Below are 16,192 nucleotides of genomic sequence, written 5' to 3' on the forward strand. Positions count from 1 at the left end.
TCTTTGTTAATAATTTAACGTGCGGCAAAAGTAGGAAAAAAGAGAGATTACACCATATTATAAGGTCTAAATCTGTGTTTTTTTGCGAAAACAACGATTCAATTGACAATGGACAACGATTCAATTGACAATTGACAATGGACAATTGACAATTGCCCTTCGGCGTATGCCTGAATCCATCAGGCGGTGAATGTAGGGGCGACCGGTCTGGTCGCCCGGTCCAACGAACATCAATTGACAATTGTCAATTAAAACGTCGGTTTTAACATCACATTTTCCCGATTCAGCGTTTTCAGGTAACGCGCAAATCCGCAATTTTGTCCCAATTGGAAAATTGCGCGTTAATTATTTTAAGATACCTCCGTCAGAACGCGTCGAAATAAACCCTTATTTACATAATTATACCGTTTATAACGCAAAAAAGATATCCGCCGAACTCATTTCTACGGTCGAAAGCACCTGTGACTGGCTTCGTACGGACGAACGACTACCGTCGTACGGACGTGTCCGCACCGTCGTGGTCGTTCGTCCGTACGAAAACAGCCACCTGTTTTCATTTTTTAGAGCGCAAGGGGGTACGATTCCGAAGGTGTGAAATTGCGTCCGTCCGTGTGAAAAGACCGACGAAAGGGTACAAACGGGCAGGAAGATGAGGCAGAAAGAAAGGAAACGGACGAAAGTGCCGTCAATGTGTATTTCGCGAATCGCCCGAGAAGGCCCTTCCTGCCCACCAATCCGTATTTGGATGCAACGAAGCCCCTTCTCGCGCGCTTCGTTTGACAATCTGTCAGAAGCGCACGTCGCTTCTTCCATTGACAGCTGTCAATCGAAACGATTGTCCATTGCCCCTCCGATTGCCTTTTCACAAAAAAAGCGTAAGTTTGTAGCCTACTAATCATGAAGGCAGAAAATGGAGAAATACATCTTCGAACTCACGATGAAGGTGCGCGACTATGAGTGCGACCTCCAGGGCATCGTCAACAATGCCAATTACCAACACTATCTGGAACATACCCGACACGAGTTCCTGCACACCACCGGTGCCAGCTTCGCACGCCTGCACGACGAAGGCATCGACCCCGTCGTGGCACGCATCAACATGGCATTCAAGACGCCGTTGAAGAGCGGCGACGAGTTTGTCTCGAAGCTCTACCTGCGCAAGGAGGGCATCAAGTACGTCTTCCACCAGGACATCTTCCGTCTGCCCGACGGGAAGGTGAGCCTCCGCGCCACCGTCGAGACCGTCTGTCTGGTCGACGGACGGCTGAGCGACAGCCCCCTGTTCGACCAACTCTTTGCCCCCTATCTCCATGGATGAGCGCGAGACCTTTGCCGCCCTGGTGCTCCACTTCGCACAGGGTGTGGGCATCGCCGGCGCGCGGAGGCTCCATGAGCACTTCGGCTCCCTGGCGGCTGCGCTCGAATACCCGGACGAGCTGCTGCGGGTGCAGGGACTGACCGACGAGGCACGGGCGTCGCTCGCCGACCCCTCCCTGCGCGAACGGGCGCACCGGGAGTGGGACTACGACGCGTCGCACCGTGTCCGTTGCCTGAGCTTCCTCGACGAGGCGTACCCGGCACGGATGCGTATGCTGCCCGACGCCCCGCTGGTGCTCTTCTACTGCGGGTCCGCACCCCTCAACCGGGCGCGCGTGGTGTCCGTCGTGGGCACCCGCCGCGTGACGGACTACGGGCAGAAACTCTGCTCCCGGTTCCTCTCCGAGCTGAGCCAGCTCTGTCCCGACGTGCTGGTGGTCAGCGGACTGGCGTACGGCGTGGACATCAGTGCCCACCGGGCGGCACTGGACAACCGGCTGGACACCGTCGGGGTGCTGGCACACGGACTCGACCGCATCTATCCCTATGCCCACCGCAGCGATGCCGGGCGGATGGTGCGCCGGGGCGGTCTGCTGACGGAGTACCACATCGGGACGGAGCCGGAGCGCCAGAACTTCGTGCGCCGCAACCGCATCGTCGCCGGTATGAGCGACGCCACCGTCGTCGTGGAGTCTGCCGCCCGTGGCGGTTCACTCATCACCGCGCGCCTTGCCGGGGACTACCACCGCCCCTGCTTCGCCTTCCCCGGACCCGTGGGCGCCCCCTGTTCGGAGGGGTGCAACAACCTGATTCGTCAAGGGCGGGCAGTGCTTCTGCAGAGCGCCTTTGAGCTGGCGTCGGCGTTGGGCTGGGTGGGTAGTCAGCCGACGGCACAGCCCGTGCAGCCCTCCCTCTTCACCGAGCTGAGTGACGACGAACGTCAGGTGGTCGACCGTCTGCGCCAGTCCCCCGAGGGTATCTCCACCGACGCCCTGTCCGCCGGGACGGGCCTCTCCGTCCAGCAGCTCAGCACGACCCTCTTCGGGCTGGAGATGAAAGGGCTGGTACGTCCGCTGGCAGGAAACGGATATCGATTGACAAGGAACAATTGACAACTGACACTGCCGTGCGGTGTGATTCCTTGCTACTTTACCATCATCACTGACCAATCGCTAATGAATAAGATATGAAACACTTGCACATCACTCTCTTCCTGCTCCTGGCGCTCTGCGTCCGGGGTCTGTCCGCCCAAGGGCTGGCAGGCGACTGGCAGGGCAGGCTGGACGTCGGCTCGATGAAGCTGCGTCTCGTGACTCATTTCGAGCAGACGGACGGAGGCTGGTCCGGTACGCTGGACTCGCCCGACCAGGGCGCACGGGGCATCCCCATGGATGCCGTCACACGGACGGACTCGCTCGTGACCTTCACCGTCGCGGCACTGGGCGTCCGCTACACCGGGGTCCTGCGGGGCGACTCGCTCATCGACGGGACCTTCCAGCAGGGGGCGGCATCGCTTCCGCTGCGCCTGACCCGGGGCGTGGAACAGGTGCGCCGTCCGCAGACACCCCGTCCGCCCTTCCCCTACCGCAGCGAGGAGGTGACGCTGCCCGGTGCGGACAAGGGCGTGACCCTCGCCGGGACGCTGACCCTCCCCGAGGGCGGCAAACCCCGTCCGGCGGTCATCCTGCTCACGGGCAGCGGCACACAGGACCGCGACGAGACCATCATGGAGCACAGGCCCTTTGCCGTCATTGCCGACTGCCTGACGCGCCGGGGCTTTGCCGTCCTGCGCTGCGACGACCGGGGAGCGGGCCGGTCGACGGGCAGTGCCGCGTCAGCCACGACGCTCACCGGTGCCGCCGACGCCTCGTGCATGATGGACTACCTCAAGGCGCGTCCGGAGATAGACCCGTCGCGCATCGGGCTGCTGGGACACAGCGAGGGTGCGGCGATGGCATTCCACACCGCCGCACAACGGGACGACGTGGCGTTCGTCGTCTCCCTGGCAGGTCCGGGCGTGAAGGGGGACAGCATCCTGCTGAGGCAGAACGCCGACCTGGCACGGCTGGAGGGCATGCCCGAGGGGCGCGTGGAGTCGCTCTGCCGCCTGCTGCGGCAGGTGTATGCGCTGGCTGAGAGCGAGCTGCCAGCCGACGTGCTGCTCGACCGTCTGGTGACCCTCTACGGCGGACAGACGGGCCGTCAGCTGACCGATGCCGAGCGCGAACAGCTCCGCCGTCAGCTGAGCACCTTCTGCACCCCGTGGATGCGCGGCTTCCTGCGCCATGACCCGCAGACGGACCTGAAGGCGGTCCGCTGTCCCGTGCTGGTGCTCAACGGGGAACGCGACACGCAGGTGGACGCCACGGTGAACCCCGACGCCATCCGCCGCGCCCTGCCTGACGTGCCGGGACGACTCGTGACGGTGAAGCGCTACCCCGGTCTGAACCATCTCTTCCAGCACTGCACCACCGGGCTTCCCGCCGAGTACGGCTCCATCGAGGAGACCATCAGCCCGGAGGTACTCGCCGACCTCGCTGCCTGGATGGAGGCATTGCCGTAAAAAATCGCCCTTCCTGCTCCGCCTGTCGGAAAACCGCCGTATCTTTGCACGGGCGTTACGCCCTTGTGCAATCAAACTGACGACTTATGAAACATGTGCTTACACACTGCTTCCAGCTGGCCTTGCTGCTGCTCACGGGCGCTTCGTGCCGTCCGGGCGGGGCGGAGGCGGAAGGCGGGAAACCGACGCTCACCGTGACCCTCGAACCGGTGCGCTACTTCGCCGAGGCGATTGCCGGCGACCGTTTCGAGGTGAACTGCATGGTGCCTGCCGGCAGCAGCCCGGAGACCTATGACCCGACACCGCGCCAGCTGATGGAGCTTGCCGCGAGCCGCGCGTACCTGCGCATCGGCTACATCGGATTCGAGCAGGCGTGGATGGACCGTCTGGAGGCGAACGCACCGCAGATGCAGGTCTTCGACCTCTCCGAGGGCGTTCCGCTCATCCGCGAGGCGGACCATGAACACGAGGGGCACCGCCATGCCGGCGGCGTGGAGCCGCACCTCTGGAACTCGCCTTCGAACGCACGCATCATCGCGCGCAACGTCTGTGCCGCCCTCTGCCGGCTGGACAGCCTGCACCGCGGGGAGTATGCCGCACGCCTGGACAGCCTGGAGGGAGTCATCACACGGACGGACAGCCTCGTGCGCGGTCTCCTGTCCGAGGGGGCGCCTCGCGCGTTCCTTATCTATCATCCGGCACTGTCCTATTTCGCCCGTGACTACGGACTGACGCAGCTCTGCCTGGAGGAAGGCGGCAAGGAGCCTTCGCCCGCCCACCTGCAGACGCTCATCCGCACGTGCCGCGAGCAGGGCGTCCGCACGGTCTTCGTCCAACGGGAGTTCGACAGCCGCAACGCCGAGCTGGTGGCGCGGGAGCTGGGCGCCCGTCTGGTGACCATCAACCCGCTCAACTACCATTGGGACGAGGAGCTGGTGGAGACCGCCCGGCAATTGACAATTGACAATTGACAATTGACAATTGGGCAGTGCCTTCGGTTACGATTCATTTTATCGCACAACTATGACAACGAATCCCATCCTCACTCTCGAACATATCACGGCAGGCTACGAGCAGAAGGTCGTCCTGCGCGACGTGAACCTGACGGTCTATGACCGCGACTTCCTGGGCGTCATCGGACCCAACGGAGGCGGCAAGACGACCCTCATCAAGGTCATCCTCGGCCTGCTGGCGCCACTGTCCGGCAAGCGCAGCTTCTTCCGCGACGGGCGTCCCACGGACGGTCTGAAAATGGGCTACCTGCCGCAGTACAACCAGATAGACAAGAAGTTCCCCATATCGGTGGAAGAGGTCATCCTGTCCGGACTGAGCGGCGAGAAGGGACTCCTGCGCCGTTACACGGAGGAACAGCGTGCCCGCGTCTGTGAGGTCGTGTCGCGCATGGGCTTGGAAGGCCTCGAACGGCGCCCCATCGGACAACTCAGCGGCGGACAGATGCAACGTGCACTGCTGGGCCGCGCGGTCATCTCGCAACCGGACCTCGTCATCCTCGACGAGCCGAACACGTACATCGACAAGCGTTTCGAGGCGAAGCTCTACGAGCTGTTGGAGGACATCAACCGGCGCTGCGCCATCATCCTGGTGAGCCACGACATCGGTACCATCCTGCAGACGGTGAAGACCATCGCCTGCGTCAACGAGACACTCGACTATCACCCCGACACGGAGGTCCCCGTGGAATGGATTGACAAGCACTTCGGCTGCCCCATCGACCTGCTGGGACACGGCAACCTGCCCCATCGGGTACTGAAGAGTCACTGCTGCCACGCCGACGACTCTTCCCGGGAGTAGACGGAGGTCCGCCCCTCCCTATCGGTTAAATAAACTTATTAAACAAAGAAAGCCGCGGACAGACACGCAGGCTGTGTTATTTCTTTCCTATCTTTGCGGCTTAGTGTGAAAAGATTAACAAACAACGATTCTGAATGAGACAATACCGTCGTATCAACAACCTGATGGGTTGGTTCACCTTCCTCATTGCGGCAGTAGTCTACTGCATGACCGTCGAGCCGACCGCCAGTTTTTGGGACTGCCCGGAGTTCATCACCACCGGTTATAAACTCGAAGTGGGTCACCCGCCCGGTGCACCTTTCTTCATGCTTACCGCCAACCTCTTCTCCCAGTTTGCCAGTGACCCGTCGGAAGTGGCGTACATGGTCAACATCATGTCGGCACTGCTCAGTGCGGGCTGCATCATGTTCCTGTTCTGGAGCATCACCCACCTGACGTGCAAGCTCGTCTGCCCGGGTGTGGAGAAGATGACCACCGGACAACTGGTGACCATCATGGGTGCCGGACTCGTCGGTGCGCTCGCATACACCTTCAGCGACACGTTCTGGTTCAGTGCGGTCGAGGGAGAGGTCTACGCCTACTCGTCCCTGTTCACAGCTGTCGTGTTTTGGTTGATACTCAAGTGGGAGGACTGTGCAGACCAACCGCACAGCGACCGCTGGCTGGTGCTCATAGCCTACCTTACGGGACTCTCCATCGGCGTGCACCTGCTCAACCTCCTTTGTCTCTCCGCCATCGTACTCGTTTACTACTACAAGAAGAACCCGAACGCGAACGTGAAGGGCTCGTTGCTCGCCCTCGCCGGTTCCATGGTGCTCATCGCAGTCGTGCTCTACGGCGTCGTGCCGGGCATCGTGAAGGTGGGCGGATGGTTCGAGCTGCTCTTCGTCAACACCTTCGGCATGCCGTTCAACAGCGGACTCATCGTCTACATCGTGTTCCTGCTCGCCGTGCTCGTGTGGGCGATCTACGAGAGCTACAACTATGCCAGTGCGCGGCGTGCCAACATCGCCTTCCTGCTGACGATAGCCCTGCTGGGCATTCCCTTCTTTGGACACGGCGTGAAGAGCATCGTCTTCGGCATCGTGTTCCTGGCGCTGGTCGGCGCCTGCCTTTGGGGCGTGTTCGGCAAGCGGCTCATGGTCAGTCCGCGCACACTCAATACGTCCATCCTTTGCCTCACGATGATGGTCATCGGCTACTCCTCCTATGCCGTCATCGTGATACGTTCGTCCGCCAATCCCCCCATGGACCAGAACTCACCCGAGGACATCTTTACCTTGGGCGACTACCTCGGCCGCGAACAGTACGGTGATACCCCACTGTTCTACGGACCTGCCTACAACTCCAAGGTAGCCCTGAAGATCGAGGGGCAGTACTGCGTCCCCGTCTCCGAGGAGGGAGCTCCCGTCTACCAGCGGAAAGAGAAGGAATCACCCGACGAGAAGGACAGCTATGAGATAGTACGCCATAAGACAGAATACAAGTACGCACAGAACATGCTCTTCCCCCGCATGTACAGCAGCGCCAACGAGCATATCGCCGCCTACGAGCAGTGGTTCGGAGGCTACCGCAACGAGAAGGGAGAATGGGTCAATGGCGTGAAGGGACACCTCATCCCCTACGACGAGTGCGGCAACCCGGTGATGGTGAAGATGCCTACGACTTGGGAGAACCTGAAGTTCTTCTTCTCCTACCAGGTGAACTTCATGTATTGGCGTTACTTTCTCTGGAACTTCGCAGGACGCCAGAACGACATCCAGGGCAACGGGGAGCCGGAGCACGGCAACTGGATCAGCGGAATCCCACTCATCGACAACCTCCTCTATGGCGACCAGAGCAAGCTGCCCGACGAGCTGAAAGCCAACAAGGGCCACAACGTGTTCTACTGTCTGCCGCTCCTGCTGGGCATCCTCGGACTCCTCTGGCAAGCCTTCCGCGGACAACGCGGCATCCAGCAGTTCTGGGTGGTGTTCTTCCTCTTCTTCATGACCGGACTCGCCATCGTGCTCTACCTCAACCAGACGCCGCTCCAGCCGCGTGAACGCGACTATGCCTATGCAGGCTCGTTCTACGCCTTTGCCATCTGGATCGGACTGGGTGTGGCTGCTGTCAGCGAATTTCTCCGGCGGCGCAAGCTCAACGCCACCACCGCGGCTGCCCTCGCTTCCGTCGTGTGCCTGCTCGTCCCCGTGCAGATGGCCAGCCAGACCTGGGACGACCACGACCGCAGCGGACGCTACACCTGTCGCGACTTCGGACAGAACTACCTCAACAGCCTGCCCGAAGGCAACAACCCCATCATCTTCACCAACGGCGACAACGACACCTTCCCCCTGTGGTATAACCAAGAGACCGAAGGAGTGCGTACCGACGCCCGCGTCTGCAACCTGAGCTACCTGCAGACCGACTGGTACATAGACCAGATGAAGCGTCCCGCCTACGACTCCCCGTCGGTGCCGGTGTCCTGGGACCGTATCGAGTTTGTCAGCGGAAAGAACGAATACATCACCGTCCGACCGGAAGCGAAGCAACAGATTCTTGACATCTATAAGGCACACCCCGAGGCTGCACGCCAACAGTATGGCGACGACCCGTTCGAACTCAAGAACATCCTCAAGTACTGGGTGCGCTCCAAGGACGAAGACCTCCACTTCATCCCGACCGACACCGTCCACATCACCCTCGACAAGGACGCCATCCGCCGTTCGGGCATGATGATTCCCGAAGAGTACAAGGACAGCTTGCCCGACAAGATGTACATACCCCTCCGCAAACGAACCCTCTACAAGAGCGAACTCATGATGCTGGAGATGCTCGCCCAGACCAACTGGGTACGGCCGCTCTATGTCGCCATCACCGTCGGCTCGGACAACCACATGGGCCTGGACCCCTTCTTCGTACAGGAGGGACTCGCCTACCGCATCACCCCCTTCGACTGGCGGAAGTACGGATACCCGCAGGAGCCCGGCAAGGGATACGTCGTCGACTCCCGGAAGATGTACGACAACCTCATGACGAAGTTCAAGTTCGGAGGCATCGAGGACCCGTCGGTCTACCTGGATGAGAACATCCTGCGCATGTGCGGCACGCACCGCCGCCTCTTCGCCATCCTCGCCGGACAGCTCCTCAAGGAGGGTAAGAACGAACAGGCACTCAAGGCACTCGAATACTGCGACCGCGTCGTCCCCGCTGCCAGCGTCCCCTATGACTACCAGAACAGCTCGCTCGACCTGGCGAAGGACTACCTCACGCTCGGCAAGGCAGAACAGGGCAACACCATCCTCAAGGCGCTCGCCGACAAGTCGTTCTCCTATGTCAACTGGTACCTCAGCATGCGTTCACCCACGCTTGTCGCCTATGCGCAGGACTGCATCTACCACTTCTACCTGCTCGACGAAATCGTCAAGTGCATGCAGACGGAGAAGAGCAAGCCTGACTACGCCGATGCCTACAAGCAGAAGTTCGAGATGCTCTACCATCAGTTCAGCCAACGCATCGGAGGGTAAAGCACGCCTATGTTCATCGAGCAGCCTCCCCGCATCGTACGTTGGCTCTATCCGCAAGCCATCTGGCGCATGGACCCGTCCGTCAAGGCAGTCTACCTGACGTTCGACGACGGGCCCATCCCCGAGATGACACCGTGGGTGCTCGACGTGCTCGACCACTACGGCATCAAGGCTACCTTCTTTCTCGTTGGGGACAATGTGCGCAAACATCCGCGCGAGTTCGCCATGATCAAGGAACGCGGACACCGCCTGGGCAACCACACCTTCAACCACCTGAGGGGCTTCGAGTGGCTGACGAAGAACTACCTGGCGAACGCCGACAAGGCAAACGAGCTCATACAGACAGACCTCTTCCGTCCGCCACACGGGCACATGCGCTGGCTCCAGTACGAGATGTTGCGCCGACGCTACCGCATCGTGATGTGGGACCTCGTGACACGCGACTACAGCAAGCACCTCAACGGACGGCAGGTCTTCGAGAAGGTCAAACGCTATGCCCGCAACGGCTCCATCATCACCTTCCACGACTCCATCAAGTCGAAGGAGAATACCATGTACGCCCTGCCGCGCTCCATCGAGTGGCTCATGGAGCAGGGCTACGAGTTCAAGGTGTTCGACTGACGGGCAACCTCCATTCCCCGAAACGACATGACGACCCCTGAAACACATACCCGACTGCTGAAAGCCGAAGCCCTGCGCCTCGGCTTTTCTGCATGCGGCGTGTCCCCGGCGGAGCCCGTCGGAGCGGCAGACCGCGACGCCTTCGTCCGCTGGATCGACGAGGGCTGCCACGCCGACATGGGCTACCTGGCGGCAAACCTCGACAAGCGGCTCGACCCGACGCTCCTCGTCGAGGGCGCACGCAGCGTGGTGTCCGTCGCCCTGAACTACTTCCCTCCGCGTGACATCCCTCCCGGCGAGTACCGGCTGGCGTGGTACGCCCTGGGCGAGGACTACCACACGGTGATGAAGGACAAGCTTGCCCGGCTCCTGGACTACCTCCGCACCCTGCTGCCCGGGGTCAGCGGACGCGCCTTCTGCGACACCGCCCCCCTGCTGGAACGCTACTGGGCGTGGCGCGGCGGACTGGGCTGGGTAGGCAAGCACACGCAGCTCATCCTGCCACACGCCGGCTCAGCCTTCTTCTTGGGCGAGCTGGTGGTCGACTGCACGCTGGCGTATGACATGCCGATGCCCTCGCGCTGCGGCACGTGCGACCGCTGCCTGCGTGCCTGTCCGACGGGCGCACTGACCCGTCCGCGTCACCTCGACGCCCGTCGCTGCCTGTCATACCTGACCATCGAGAACCGCGGCGAAATCCCTCCCGAGGCAGCCTCCAGCCTGGGCGACAGCATCTATGGTTGCGACCGTTGCCAGCAGGCGTGCCCGTGGATGCGTTTTGCCCGTCCGACGGACGAGGCGCGCCTGCATCCGCGCGACGGACTCCTTGCCATGCGCCGCGCCGACTGGAAACGTCTGGACGTGGAGACCTACCGACGTCTCTTCAAGGGCTCTGCCGTCAAGCGAGCGAAATTCGAGGGTCTGACGCGGAACATCCGTGCCACGGGCAACGCTCCCATGGACGAAACGGCCCCTTGACAATCCCCGTCCGGCATGGGCATGAACCCATCCGGTCGCCCCTACATTTTCCCCATGAACGGTTTATCAAAACGACACAATTTTCCCCATTTTAACATCACAATTTCCCGATTTGTCGTTTTCAGCTAACGCACATTTTCGCAATTTCGTCCCAATTAGAGAATCGCGCGTTAAATATTTTAAGATACGTCCGTCAGAACGCATCAGAATAAACCTATATTCACACAATTATACCCTTTCTAACGCAGAAAAACCATCCTTCGAACCCATTTTCACCATCGAAAGCACCTATGATTGGCTTCGTACGGACGTGTCCGTACCACCGTACCGACGTGTCCGCACCGTCGTGGTCGTTCGTCCGTACGAAAGCAGCCACCTGTCCCCATTTTTTAGAGACCAAAGGGGCACGATTCCCGATGTGTGATATTGCGTCCGTCCGTGTGAAAAGGCCGACGAAAGGGAATGAAGGAAGGGAAGAGTTAAGCAGAAGGAAAGGAAACCGACGAAAACACCGTCAGTGTGGAAAATGCAAATCGCCCGAGAAGGCGCTCCGCGGTCACCAACTTGTATTTTGGTGCAAGGAAGCCCCTTCTCGGGCGATTCGTTTGACAAATTGACAAATTGTCAGCAGGGACATGCTGAACAGCCATTGTCCATTGTCAATTATCAATTGTCAATTGCTTAGAACCGGAACGACGTGCCGACGAGGAAATGGATGCCCTGTGCCGGGTAGCCGAGGTCGTATTGGTACTGTGCGTTCGTCAGGTTCGCCCCTTTCACCCACAGCGAGAGGAAGTCGAAGCAGCGGTAGTCGGCGCGTGCATAGAGGTCGGACACGGCGTCGCGGTCGCCCTTGCTGAACGTCCGGTGCTCATAGCCGACGTGGATGCCCAGGCGCGGAACCGGCTTGATGCCCACATCGGCGCGCAGGCTCAGCGCAGGCTTGTCATAGAGCAGCATGTCCATCCCGTCGTCGGTCGACCACTTGCGGTAGTTCACGTCGAGCGACACGTCGAGCAGGTCCTTGTAGGCATACGAGCCCTCGATGCCCACTTTCACGTTGTTTCCCTTGCCCTGGACGAAGGAGTGGGACAGCGGGGTCGCGTCGCCGTCGACGTAGGGGAAGAAGCCCAGTTCGTTCTTCCGCATCTCGAAACCGCCGTAGAAGTTCAGCCATGCGCCGCTGCCCAAGTCTGCCTTGAAGCCTGCCACGGCGTCGAGCTGCACGTGGGTGTTGTCCAGCCGTTCGTCGGGGCGGTAGCCGCCCCAGTAGGGCGTCAGGCTGTTGAAGCGGAAGTAGTCGGTCAGGAGCGTGCCGCCGGTGGCGCTGGCGTAGAAGACGTAGCGGTCGGCAAAGGGGAACTCGGCGGTCACGTCCGGGGCGATGGCGACGCCGCTGTCATGACCCGTCGAGAGGTCGACGCGGATGCCCAGGCGCAGGCGCATGGCGTCGGTGGTCAGCCGGTAGAAGGGGGTCAGGCTGACCAGTCCGTTGCTCTCCATCCCGTCGAGCGAGTAGGTGGCTTGGCTGACGCCGAAGTCCAGCCCCATGCGGTTCCGTTCGTCGGGGGCATAGGACAGTCCGCCGCGGGCGTAGAGGTTCGTCTCCGAGTTGCTCTCGTCGGCGCCGTAGAGGTAGCCGCGGCCGAAGTGGTGCACGCCTGCGGTGAGGGCATATTGCCAGGCGTCGCCCGGACGGGTCGAGCGGACGTGCAGCTGGAAGCGGCCGAGCGCGTTGCGTTGCTTGTTCGTGTCGTAGTAGTCGAGGTAGTCGAACGTCTGTGTGCCCCAGACCGCCTGTGCACCCAGCTCGGTGCTGCGGAAGCGGTGGGCGTAGTCGGCGGCGATGCGCGACTGGTAGAAGCGCGACTTCCAGCCCCGGTAGTCGGTGTCGTCGTTGTCCGGACGGAAGTTGAACCCGTCGAAGGCGGCGTTCACGTTCAGGTGGTCAGCTGCCGAGAGGCGGAAGAGGTAGTTCAACTCCCCGGTCACATTGCCGTTGTTGCCGTAGCCCAGGTTGAGGTAGCTGCGCGGGCTGTCGGGTTGGAGGGGCTTGGCGGCATAGGAGGGCATGGGGCGGTACTGGAAGCGGGCGAAGGGCTGTGTCGTCCGCGCATACTCGATGTCCTTCTTCGTCGCCTTCGGCTCTTCCACGGCAGGCAGGAGGTTGATTTTGTCCGCATCCATGAGCTGCGGGTTGTACTCGTTCTCCACGACCACGGTGCGGTTGAGCGTGGAGTCCTTGGGTTGTGTCTGTGCCCTCGTCTGGGTGGTGAAGGCGAGCATCGCCGCCGAGAAGAGGGCTATGTGGGTCAGTTCTTGTTTCATAGTGTTCGGGGAGTTGTCAGTTGAGTTTCTCTAATCTCGATTCAATCATCGGCGCGATGTCGTCGTCCGCCTGGTAGTTCTGCCGGAGCGAGAGCAGGTACTGGCGTGCCTCCAGCGTACGGCCCAGCTTGGCGTAGACGTCGGAGAGGAGGACGAAGCTGCGGGCGAGCCAGTAGGCGTGGGGTGTGCTGGCGTCGATGTATTCGAGCAGCTCCTTCTCGGCGGCGTCGGTCTGCCCGGCGTCGAAGTAGAGCTGTGCCAGGCGGTACTTCGCTTCGGCTCCGTAGGCGTTGCGGGTGTCGCGGCTCAGGATGCGCAGGTCGTCGGCAGCCTTGGCAGGCTCGGTGGCGAGCAGCGTCTTGGCGCGGTAGTAGCGTGCCTCATTGGCGAGCTCGGGCGAGAGCTTGCTGTCGGCGAGCAGGTCGGCAGCGGCAAGGGTCACTTCCTCCCGGTCGCCCGTCAGGTAGGCACAGCGCAGGATACCCGTCTGTGCGAGGCGGCGGCGTTCGGCGGCAGCGGTCTTGTCCTTGAGGAGCTTGTAGAGTGTGAGGGCGCGGGCGTAGTCCTTGGCGTTGAATGCCATTTCGGCGTTCATGATCATCGCCTCTTCGGAGTATTCGTTGTTCGGGTACTCGATGACGCGGTCGAGGTGGGTGCGCGCGGTGGTGTAGTCCTTGGCGTTGTATGCCATCAGTCCCAGGTAGTAGTGGGCGTTCAGTGCGAAGGCGCCTTGGGGGAACTGCTGGAGGTAGCGGGTAAAGCTGGTCTTCGCCTGTGCCTGGTCTCCGCGGACGTAGACCTTCTCGGCGGCGACGTACGTCAGCGAGTCACGCTCGCCTGCTGCCACAGGGATGCCGCCCCGGATGGTGGAGGCGTACTGCGTGTAGGCATCGACCTGGTTGAGGTCGGTGTAGATGGAGCGCAGGTCGCGCTGTGCCTGGCGTGCCTCTTCGCTGCCGGGATAGTCGGCGATGACCTTCTTGTAGGCGGCGATGGCTTCCGGGTACTTGTCGTCCTGGTAGTAGAGGAGTCCGATTTCGCCGGCACCCTTGCGGGCGATGGAGCTTTCGGGATACTTGCTCACCAGCTCGGTGAACGAGGCGATGGCGGCGCGGTTGTTCTGCAGTTGCACATAGGCGCGTCCGCGCTCATAGAGGGCGTCGTCGGCGTAAGGAGAGTCGGGGTGCGAGGCGAGGAGCTTGTCGAGGTCGGCGACCTTGCCTGCATAGTCCTTCTGGAGTCCGCGGACGAACGCCTGCTGGTAGAGGGCGTAGTCGGCGGACGAGGCGTCGGTGGCTGCAGCCCGGGCGTAGCAGGACTGTGCCTCGGCAAAGCGACGGTCATGGAAGCGGCAGTCGCCCAGCCGGTTGTAGCCGTCGGCGAGTACCGGACGCTCCGTGCGGCTGTTGTCCGCCGAGGTGAAGCGTCCGAACCAGGTGGCGGCGCGGCGGTAGTCGTGCTGCTTGAAGTAGGCGTAGCCCAGGTTGTAGAGGGCGAGGCTGTAGGTGCCGGGGTTGGTGCGTGCGTCGGTTTGGGCAAGGTAGGCGGTGAAGTCTGATGCTGCCTGTGCGTAGTTGCCCAGGCGGTAGGCGGACTCGCCGCGCCAGTAGTGTGCGTCGGCGCGGGTGCCCAGGTTGTATCCGCCCAGTTGGAGCGAGCGGTCGAAGTAGGCGGTAGCTCCGCTGAAGTCGGCGTTGACGAACGACTGTACGCCAAGGCGGAAGAGGATTTTCTGCTTGGCTTCGAGGATGCGTGCGCCCGGCTGGCTGAGCTTCTCGATAGAGCGCAGGGCGGCGTCGTAGCTGCGGGTGTTCATGTAGACCTCGACGAGGTAGTCGTTCACCTGCTCGCTGTAGGTCGAGTGGGGGAACTCGTTGAGGAACCGTTCGAAGACGGTGACGGACTCTGCGAAGGGCGAGTAGGAGGTCTCGTGGATGCAGAGTGCGTAGTTGTAGAGCGCCTCTTCCTTCACCTTCGGGTCGTAGTTCATGAGCGAAGCCTGCTCGAATGCGAGCTGTGCCTGCCGTTTGTCCTGGAGCTGGAGGAAGGCGAGTCCCATGTGGAGGTAGGCGTTCTGCGCGAGCGCGTCCTTGATGACGGTGGCGCGTCCGAGGTTGTCGCACGCCCGTTGCCAGGCTCCGTTGCGGTAGTGGCACAGACCGAGCTGGTAGAGCGCGTTGCGTTCGGGGTTATCGGTGTTGCGGACGTAGGTCTCCAGGGCACGGAGGGCGTCGTCATAGCGTCCCTGTCCGTAGTACGCCCCGCCGAGGATGCGCTGCATCTCGTTCCCGTGGTTGCCGTCCGGACGGACGCTGACGTAGCGTCCCGCCACTTGTTCCGCCTGGCTGTACTGTCCCTGCCGGAGGTAGATGTCGGCGACGTAGTAGGGTGCCTCGCCGGCATACTTGCGGTCGTCCTCCAGGCGTTGGAACACGGGGAGGGCGTCGGCGTAGCGTCCGTTGGCATAGTCGATGTAGGCGCGGTAGAAGTCGACGTCGCTCTGGTACTTGGGCGTGCAGGCCTGTACGACGCTGAGCAGGGCATAAGCCTCGTCGAGGTCTCCCGTCTCGATGTGTGCGATGGCGAGGTGGAGGGTCATCTCGTCGCGTTCCTCGTCGCCGAGCCGGTCGAGCTCGCAACCTTCGAAGCGGCGTATGGCGTGCTCGTAGTCCTTCTCATAGAAGAGCGCGTTGGCGATAAGGGAATTGACGCGGTTCTTATAGGGCGAGTCGGGATGGGTGGCGAGGTAGGTCTCCAGGGTCCGTATGCAGTCCTTCTGTTTCAGTTCGTAGGCGGTGCAGGCAATCATGTAGTCCGCCTCGCTCCGTTGCAGGAACGTCTGTCCGTCGGTCTTGACGAAGTCTTTCAGTGCACGCAGGGCGGCAGCGTAGTCCTTTTGGATAAACAGCTGTCTGCCTTCCTCGAAGAGTCGTCCGGGCGCAGTGACGGGCACATGTCGTTGTGCCATCCCCGCGGCGGGGAGTGCTCCGAGCAAGGTGAGTAGCAAGGTTTGTCTCAGTTTCATACTATTTGGGGTTTGTTTTGGTGAATCAGTGGGTGGGTG

The 16,192-nt window shown here is 61.4% G+C and carries 10 protein-coding genes; 8 read left to right on the forward strand and 2 right to left on the reverse strand.

Annotated features, from left to right (window positions below; translation table 11 throughout):
* Positions 1 to 910: 910 nt before the first annotated feature.
* From C8275_RS02545 to queG, 8 genes are all read left to right on the forward strand, one after another.
* Positions 911 to 1,318, forward strand: a complete 408-nt coding sequence (locus C8275_RS02545) for a thioesterase family protein (protein WP_106483973.1) — start codon at positions 911 to 913, stop codon at positions 1,316 to 1,318.
* Positions 1,311 to 2,429: a DNA-processing protein DprA gene (gene dprA, locus C8275_RS02550; RefSeq protein WP_106483974.1), complete on the forward strand. Its 1,119-nt coding sequence runs from the start codon at positions 1,311 to 1,313 to the stop codon at positions 2,427 to 2,429. The genes C8275_RS02545 and dprA overlap by 8 nt, the downstream gene beginning before the upstream one ends.
* A gap of 74 nt (positions 2,430 to 2,503) precedes the next feature.
* Positions 2,504 to 3,880 carry a S9 family peptidase gene (locus tag C8275_RS02555; RefSeq protein WP_106483975.1) on the forward strand — a complete coding sequence of 459 codons (1,377 nt, stop codon included), beginning with the start codon at positions 2,504 to 2,506 and terminating at the stop codon, positions 3,878 to 3,880.
* An 86-nt stretch (positions 3,881 to 3,966) separates the two neighbouring features.
* Positions 3,967 to 4,851 (forward strand): metal ABC transporter solute-binding protein, Zn/Mn family, encoded by an 885-nt coding sequence (locus tag C8275_RS02560; RefSeq protein WP_106483976.1) that lies wholly within the window; start codon positions 3,967 to 3,969, stop codon positions 4,849 to 4,851.
* 52 nt (positions 4,852 to 4,903) lie between these two features.
* Complete coding sequence (locus tag C8275_RS02565) at positions 4,904 to 5,692, forward strand: metal ABC transporter ATP-binding protein (protein WP_106483977.1); 789 nt, start codon at positions 4,904 to 4,906, stop codon at positions 5,690 to 5,692.
* A 134-nt stretch (positions 5,693 to 5,826) separates the two neighbouring features.
* Positions 5,827 to 9,201, forward strand: a complete 3,375-nt coding sequence (locus C8275_RS02570) for a protein O-mannosyl-transferase family (RefSeq protein ID WP_106483978.1) — start codon at positions 5,827 to 5,829, stop codon at positions 9,199 to 9,201.
* Between the two features lie 9 nt (positions 9,202 to 9,210).
* On the forward strand, positions 9,211 to 9,822 hold the full coding sequence (locus C8275_RS02575) for a polysaccharide deacetylase family protein (RefSeq protein WP_106483979.1): 612 nt from the start codon (positions 9,211 to 9,213) through the stop codon (positions 9,820 to 9,822).
* A gap of 27 nt (positions 9,823 to 9,849) precedes the next feature.
* Positions 9,850 to 10,800, forward strand: a complete 951-nt coding sequence (gene queG, locus C8275_RS02580; RefSeq protein ID WP_106483980.1) for a tRNA epoxyqueuosine(34) reductase QueG — start codon at positions 9,850 to 9,852, stop codon at positions 10,798 to 10,800.
* Between the two features lie 681 nt (positions 10,801 to 11,481).
* Here queG and C8275_RS02585 read toward each other — a convergent pair.
* Both C8275_RS02585 and C8275_RS02590 read right to left on the reverse strand, forming a co-directional pair.
* The gene (locus tag C8275_RS02585; protein ID WP_106483981.1) at positions 11,482 to 13,128 is read right to left on the reverse strand and encodes a hypothetical protein; all 1,647 of its coding nucleotides are present in this window, start codon (positions 13,126 to 13,128) and stop codon (positions 11,482 to 11,484) included.
* 16 nt (positions 13,129 to 13,144) lie between these two features.
* A complete protein-coding gene (locus C8275_RS02590) occupies positions 13,145 to 16,153 on the reverse strand; it encodes a tetratricopeptide repeat protein (protein ID WP_106483982.1) in 3,009 nt (1,002 codons plus the stop codon).
* Positions 16,154 to 16,192: the final 39 nt, after the last annotated feature.

Origin of the sequence: Bacteroides sp. Marseille-P3684 (assembly GCF_900291465.1) — a bacterium.
Classification (GTDB): domain Bacteria; phylum Bacteroidota; class Bacteroidia; order Bacteroidales; family Bacteroidaceae; genus Phocaeicola_A.

Coding starts and splice junctions, on each gene's coding strand:
- C8275_RS02590 (WP_106483982.1), bottom strand. CDS start 16,153: ATGAAACTGAGACAAACCTTGCTACTCACCTTGCTCGGAGCACTCCCC.
- C8275_RS02575 (WP_106483979.1), top strand. CDS start 9,211: ATGTTCATCGAGCAGCCTCCCCGCATCGTACGTTGGCTCTATCCGCAA.
- C8275_RS02555 (WP_106483975.1), top strand. CDS start 2,504: ATGAAACACTTGCACATCACTCTCTTCCTGCTCCTGGCGCTCTGCGTC.
- C8275_RS02585 (WP_106483981.1), bottom strand. CDS start 13,128: ATGAAACAAGAACTGACCCACATAGCCCTCTTCTCGGCGGCGATGCTC.
- dprA (WP_106483974.1), top strand. CDS start 1,311: ATGGATGAGCGCGAGACCTTTGCCGCCCTGGTGCTCCACTTCGCACAG.
- C8275_RS02570 (WP_106483978.1), top strand. CDS start 5,827: ATGAGACAATACCGTCGTATCAACAACCTGATGGGTTGGTTCACCTTC.
- C8275_RS02545 (WP_106483973.1), top strand. CDS start 911: ATGGAGAAATACATCTTCGAACTCACGATGAAGGTGCGCGACTATGAG.
- C8275_RS02560 (WP_106483976.1), top strand. CDS start 3,967: ATGAAACATGTGCTTACACACTGCTTCCAGCTGGCCTTGCTGCTGCTC.
- C8275_RS02565 (WP_106483977.1), top strand. CDS start 4,904: ATGACAACGAATCCCATCCTCACTCTCGAACATATCACGGCAGGCTAC.
- queG (WP_106483980.1), top strand. CDS start 9,850: ATGACGACCCCTGAAACACATACCCGACTGCTGAAAGCCGAAGCCCTG.